The sequence below is a fragment of the Actinokineospora spheciospongiae genome, from assembly GCF_000564855.1.
GTDB lineage: Bacteria > Actinomycetota > Actinomycetes > Mycobacteriales > Pseudonocardiaceae > Actinokineospora > Actinokineospora spheciospongiae.
Genome location: NZ_AYXG01000176.1, coordinates 1 through 4,857, shown reverse-complemented (window position 1 = coordinate 4,857; position 4,857 = coordinate 1). Strand labels below are relative to the sequence as shown.

The window sequence follows — 4,857 nt, the reverse complement described above, 5'->3', positions numbered from 1 at the left end:
GCCATAGGGGCCCCGGCCAAACACATCCACCCAGCCGGGCACACCCACCAAAACGACCGGCGCATAAACGCATAGCCGAGCACATCCACCCACCCGGGCACCCCAACGAAACGACCGGCGCTCCGAACAACAGCCGAGAGGATCACCAACTCCCGACCGGAACCGGCGTCAAGAAGCAGCAGCCCGGATCGACGACTCCAACTGCTCCCCGGCAGCCGCCCGCCGCAACTTCCCCGAAGGCGTCTTCGGCAGGGTCCCCGGCGCCAGCACCAACACCGACACCGGCCGGGCGTTCACCGACTCGAAAACCCGAGCCCCCACGTCCTTCCGAATCCGCTTCTCCTCCCCCGCGTCCCCCGCGAACTTCGACTCCACGACCACGGCGAACCGCTCCCGCCGACTCCCGGCGTCCAACCGCACCGCCACCGCGTTCCCCGCCCGCACCCCCGGCACGGTCCCCGCCGCCCGCTCGATGTCGGTCGGGTAGATGTTCCGCCCGGCCAGGATGATCACGTCCTTCTGCCTGCCGCAGATGACGATCTCCCCACCGGCCAGGTACCCGATGTCCCCCGTGGACAGCCACCCCTCGGCGTCCTGAGTCGCAACAGGACCGTCGACCGTCAGGTATCCGGGCGTCACGGCTTCGCCGCGCAACTGGATCTCCCCGACCTCGCGCTCCCCGCGCACCACCCCGTCCCCCGAGACGATGCGCGCCTCGATGCCCGCCAACGGCTTGCCCAGCAACGCGAACGACCGCGCCGGGCCGTCGGCAGCGGGCACGGCAAGCTGCTCGGACTCCAGCTTGTCCGCGTCCACGGAGTCCAGGCGCAGCCCGGAGAGCAGCGGTGCGAACGACACCGCCAACGTGGTCTCGGCCATGCCGTAGGCGGGGAAGACGCACTCGGCGCGCAGGCCGAAGCGGGCGCCCTCGGCGGTGAACGCCGCCACCGCCTTCTCGTCGATGGGCTCGGCGCCGTTGAGCGCCAGGCGCAGCGACGACAGGTCGTACTTGCCGTCCTCGTCCACTCCGGACAGTCGCCTGCCGAGCAGGGCGTAGGCGAAGTTGGGGGCGGCGGTGATGGTGCCGCCGTACCGGCTGATCAGGTCGGCCCAGATGAGCGGGCCGGTGAGGAACTCGACCGGGGTGACCTTGACCAGTTCCATCCCGATGGTCATCGGCACGGTGAGGAAGCCGACCATGCCCATGTCGTGGAACAGCGGCAGCCAGGACACCATCACGTCGTGCTCGACGTCGAGGGCCGACGCCGCGCGCATGGAGGTCAGGTTGGCGAACAGGTTGCCGTGCAGGATGCGCACGGCCTTCGGGTCGGCGGTGGACCCGCTGGTGAGCTGCAACAGGGCGGGCTGGTCCTCGCCGACCTCGACGACCTCGGCCAGCGGCTCGCCGTCGGCGAGGTCGGTGAGCAGCAGGTGGCCGATGCCGTGCTGCTCCAGCACCGGGGCGAGCTGGTCGAACGGGGCGCCGAGCAGCACCAGCTCCGAGCCGATCATGCTCAGCACCCGCACGGTGTCCTCGGCCCACTCGGCCAGGTCGGTGCGCGGGGTCGGCTGGTGCAGCATGGTGACGCTGCCGCCGGAGAGCCACACCGCCTGCACGGCCGGGGCGATGGTGATCGGTTCGGCGGCCAGCACGGCGACCGCGCCCCCGGGCGCCAGCCCGCCCGCGACCAGCGCGCCCGCCATCCGCAGCGCCCGCCGGTGCACCTCGCCCCAGGTGGTGCGCACCGGGTCGGCGGGCTCCCCCGTGGTGATCCCGCGCGCGTCCCCCCGGGTGCGGGCGGTCTCCAGCAGCATGTCGACGAACCGGCTCATGACCGCCAGCTTAGGGCCTGCGTCACACCGCCGGGGGCGCCGCGGTGATCACTCGGCGGCGTCGGCCACCTCTAGCCAGCGGCCCTCCAGCTCCTCCTTCTCCGCGACGACCCCGCGCAGTTCGGCGTCGAGGTCGAGCAGCTTGCCGCTGTCGGTGGCCGCCTCGGCGAGGGCGGCGTGCAGCTTGGCTTCCTTCTTGTCCAGGGTGGCGATCTGCCGCTCCAGCCGCGACAGCTCCTTCTGCGCGGCCCGGCGCTCGGCGGCGTTGACCTTCGGCCCGTCGTCGCGGACCGGCTTCGCCGCGGCGGGCGCGGTCGCGGAGACGATCTTCAGCCGCAGGTCCAGGTACTCCTCGATGCCGCCGGTCAGGTCGCTGATCTTGCCGTCGCCGAACAGCGCCACCACCCGGTCGCACACCCGCTCGACCAGGTACCGGTCGTGGGAGACGACGACGATGGTGCCCGGCCAGGAGTCGAGCAGGTCCTCCAGTTGCTGGAGGGTGTCGATGTCGAGGTCGTTGGTGGGCTCGTCGAGCAGCAGCACGTTGGGCTCGGCCATCAGCAGCCTGGCGAGCTGCAACCGCCGCCGCTCCCCGCCGGACAGGTCGCCGACCGGGGTCCACTGCTTCTCCGCCGGGAACCCGAACCGCTCGGCGAGCTGGGACGCGGACAGCTCCTGCTTGCCGAGCTGCACCCGGCCCGCGATCTCCTCGACCGCCTCCAGCACCCGCTTGCGCGGCGGCAGCTCGACCAGTTCCTGGGTCAGGTGTGCGATCCGCACCGTCTGCCCCTGGACCCGCCTGCCCGTCACCGGCTCGCTGTCCCCGGCGAGCAGCCGCAGCAGGGTGGTCTTGCCGGACCCGTTGACCCCGACCAGGCCGACCCGGTCGCCGGGGCCGATCCGCCAGGTCTCGTGGTCCAGGATGGGCTTGTCGCCCGCCTTCACCGAGGCGTCCTCCAGCTCCAGCACCGTGCGCCCGAGCCTGCGCTTGGCGAAGGCCATCAGCTCCACGCTGTCGCGCGGCGGCGGCACGTCGGAGATCAGCTCCTCAGCGGCCTCGATCCGGTAGCGCGGCTTGGAGGTGCGGGCCGGGGCGCCGCGGCGCAGCCAGGCCAGCTCCTTGCGGGCCAAGTTGCGCCGCTTCTCCTCCAGGGTGTCGGCCAGCCTGGCCCGCTCCGCCCTGGCGTAGACCCAGTCGGCGTACCCGCCCTCGTACTGCTCGACCCGGCCGCCGACGACCTCCCAGGTCCGCGTGCACACGGTGTCGAGGAACCACCGGTCGTGCGTGACGACGACGAGCGCCGTGCCGCTGCTGATCAGGTGGTCGGCCAGCCAGCGCACCCCCTCGACGTCGAGGTGGTTGGTGGGCTCGTCCAGCACGACCAGGTCCAGGTCCTGCACCAGGGCCGCGGCGAGGGCCACCCGGCGCCGCTCGCCACCGGACATGGTGTCGACCGGGCTGTCCAGGCCGAGGGTGAGGATCTCCAGGCCGGTGAGGATCGACCGGGCGCGGGCGTCGGCGGCCCACTGGTGCTCCTCGGTGATGCCCAGCGGGTCCAGCACCGCGTTGCGCACGGTCGACCCGGCGGGCAGGTCGGTGCGCTGGGTGACCACGGCCATCCGCAGGTCGCGGTTGCGGCTGACCCGCCCGGTGTCGGCGGGCTCGATCCCGGCCAGCACCTCCAGCAGGGTGGTCTTCCCCCCGCCGTTGAGGCCCACGACCCCGATCCGGTCGCCCTGGTTGACGCCCAGGGAGACCGAGTCCAGCAACGGGCGGACGCCGTAGCTCTTGCTGACGTTCTCGATGTTGACGAGGTTGACCATTCGCGCTTTCCAGGTGTGGTTCGGGGGGCGGACTACGCGTGCGCCTCGGGCGGCACCGGGCGCGGGGTGTCCTCGGTGACGACCCGCGCCCCGGGCACCGGGCCGTGCGCCACCCGGACCGTGCGGCACACGCCCGCACCGGACAGCTCCGCGGCCACCCGCAGCGCGGCGTCGGCGTCGGCGCAGAGGAACGCGCAGGTGGGCCCGGACCCGGAGACGATGCCCGCCAGGGCACCGGCGGTGACCCCGGCCCGCAGCGTGCGCCGCAGGCCCGGCCGCAGCGACACCGACGCGGCCTGCAGGTCGTTGCCGAGCAGCGGCGCCAGCCTGCCCGGGTCCCCGGAGGCCAGCGCCTCCAGCACCGGCTCCACGGCGCCGATCCGGGGCGGGTCGCCGTCGGCGCGCAGCCGGTCCAGCTCGCCGTAGACGCTCGGGGTGGACAGGCCGCGCCGGTCGAAGGCCAAGACCCAGTGGTAGGTGTGCCGGGACAGGACGGGCACCAGCTCCTCACCGCGCCCGGTGCCGAGCGCGGTCCCGCCGTGCAGCACGAACGGCACGTCGCTGCCCAACCGCGCGGCGACCCCGGCCAACTCGTCGCGCCCGATGTCCAGGCGCCACAGCGACGACAGCGCGACCAGGGTGGCCGCCGCGTCGGCGCTGCCGCCCGCCATGCCCCCGGAGACCGGGATGCCCTTGCGGATCACGACCCGGATCTTCGGCTCCTCCGGGTCGCGGCCGACGTGCTCGGCCAACTCCCGCACCGCCCGCCAGGCCAGGTTGCTGGGACCGGTGGGCACCGAGTCGGCGCCCTCGCCGTGCACCTCGACCCCCGGCTCGTCGGCGATGGCGACGGTGACCTCGTCGGTCAGCGAGAGGGCCTGGAAGATGGTGGCCAGGTCGTGGTAGCCGTCCGGCCGCAGGTCCCCGACGCCCAGGTGGAGGTTCACCTTGGACGGGACGCGAACGGTGACCGGCGGAGGCACGACAGCAAGCACCCGCCCAGCCTACGGCCGTGCTGCCCCTGGCTGGTCCCAAGGTCCCCGGGTGTGCGTTTCAGGAGCTTCAAAGCGCCGGTCTTCTCGCTGGGTGCCCGGGTGGGCTGCTCATGGTTCGCCGTGGCTGTGGTTTAAGGGCCCGGTCGTTTTGTGGGCGTGCCCGGGTGGGTGGATCTGCTTGGGCGGGGCCCCTACAGCGATCATG

3 protein-coding genes are annotated in these 4,857 nt (G+C 72.9%); all 3 read right to left on the bottom strand.

The window, feature by feature from the left end; translation table 11 throughout:
* Positions 1 to 168: 168 nt before the first annotated feature.
* Genes UO65_RS22900 through UO65_RS22890 form a run of 3 tightly spaced genes read right to left on the bottom strand, consistent with a single transcriptional unit; the run spans position 169 to position 4,652 of the window.
* Positions 169 to 1,833 (bottom strand): fatty acyl-AMP ligase, encoded by a 1,665-nt coding sequence (locus tag UO65_RS22900; protein ID WP_035286135.1) that lies wholly within the window; start codon positions 1,831 to 1,833, stop codon positions 169 to 171.
* Positions 1,834 to 1,881: 48 nt separating this feature from the next.
* Positions 1,882 to 3,657: an ABC-F family ATP-binding cassette domain-containing protein gene (locus UO65_RS22895; RefSeq protein ID WP_035286134.1), complete on the bottom strand. Its 1,776-nt coding sequence runs from the start codon at positions 3,655 to 3,657 to the stop codon at positions 1,882 to 1,884.
* 32 nt (positions 3,658 to 3,689) lie between these two features.
* Positions 3,690 to 4,652, bottom strand: a complete 963-nt coding sequence (locus UO65_RS22890) for a 4-(cytidine 5'-diphospho)-2-C-methyl-D-erythritol kinase (RefSeq protein ID WP_035286133.1) — start codon at positions 4,650 to 4,652, stop codon at positions 3,690 to 3,692.
* Positions 4,653 to 4,857 lie beyond the last annotated feature (205 nt).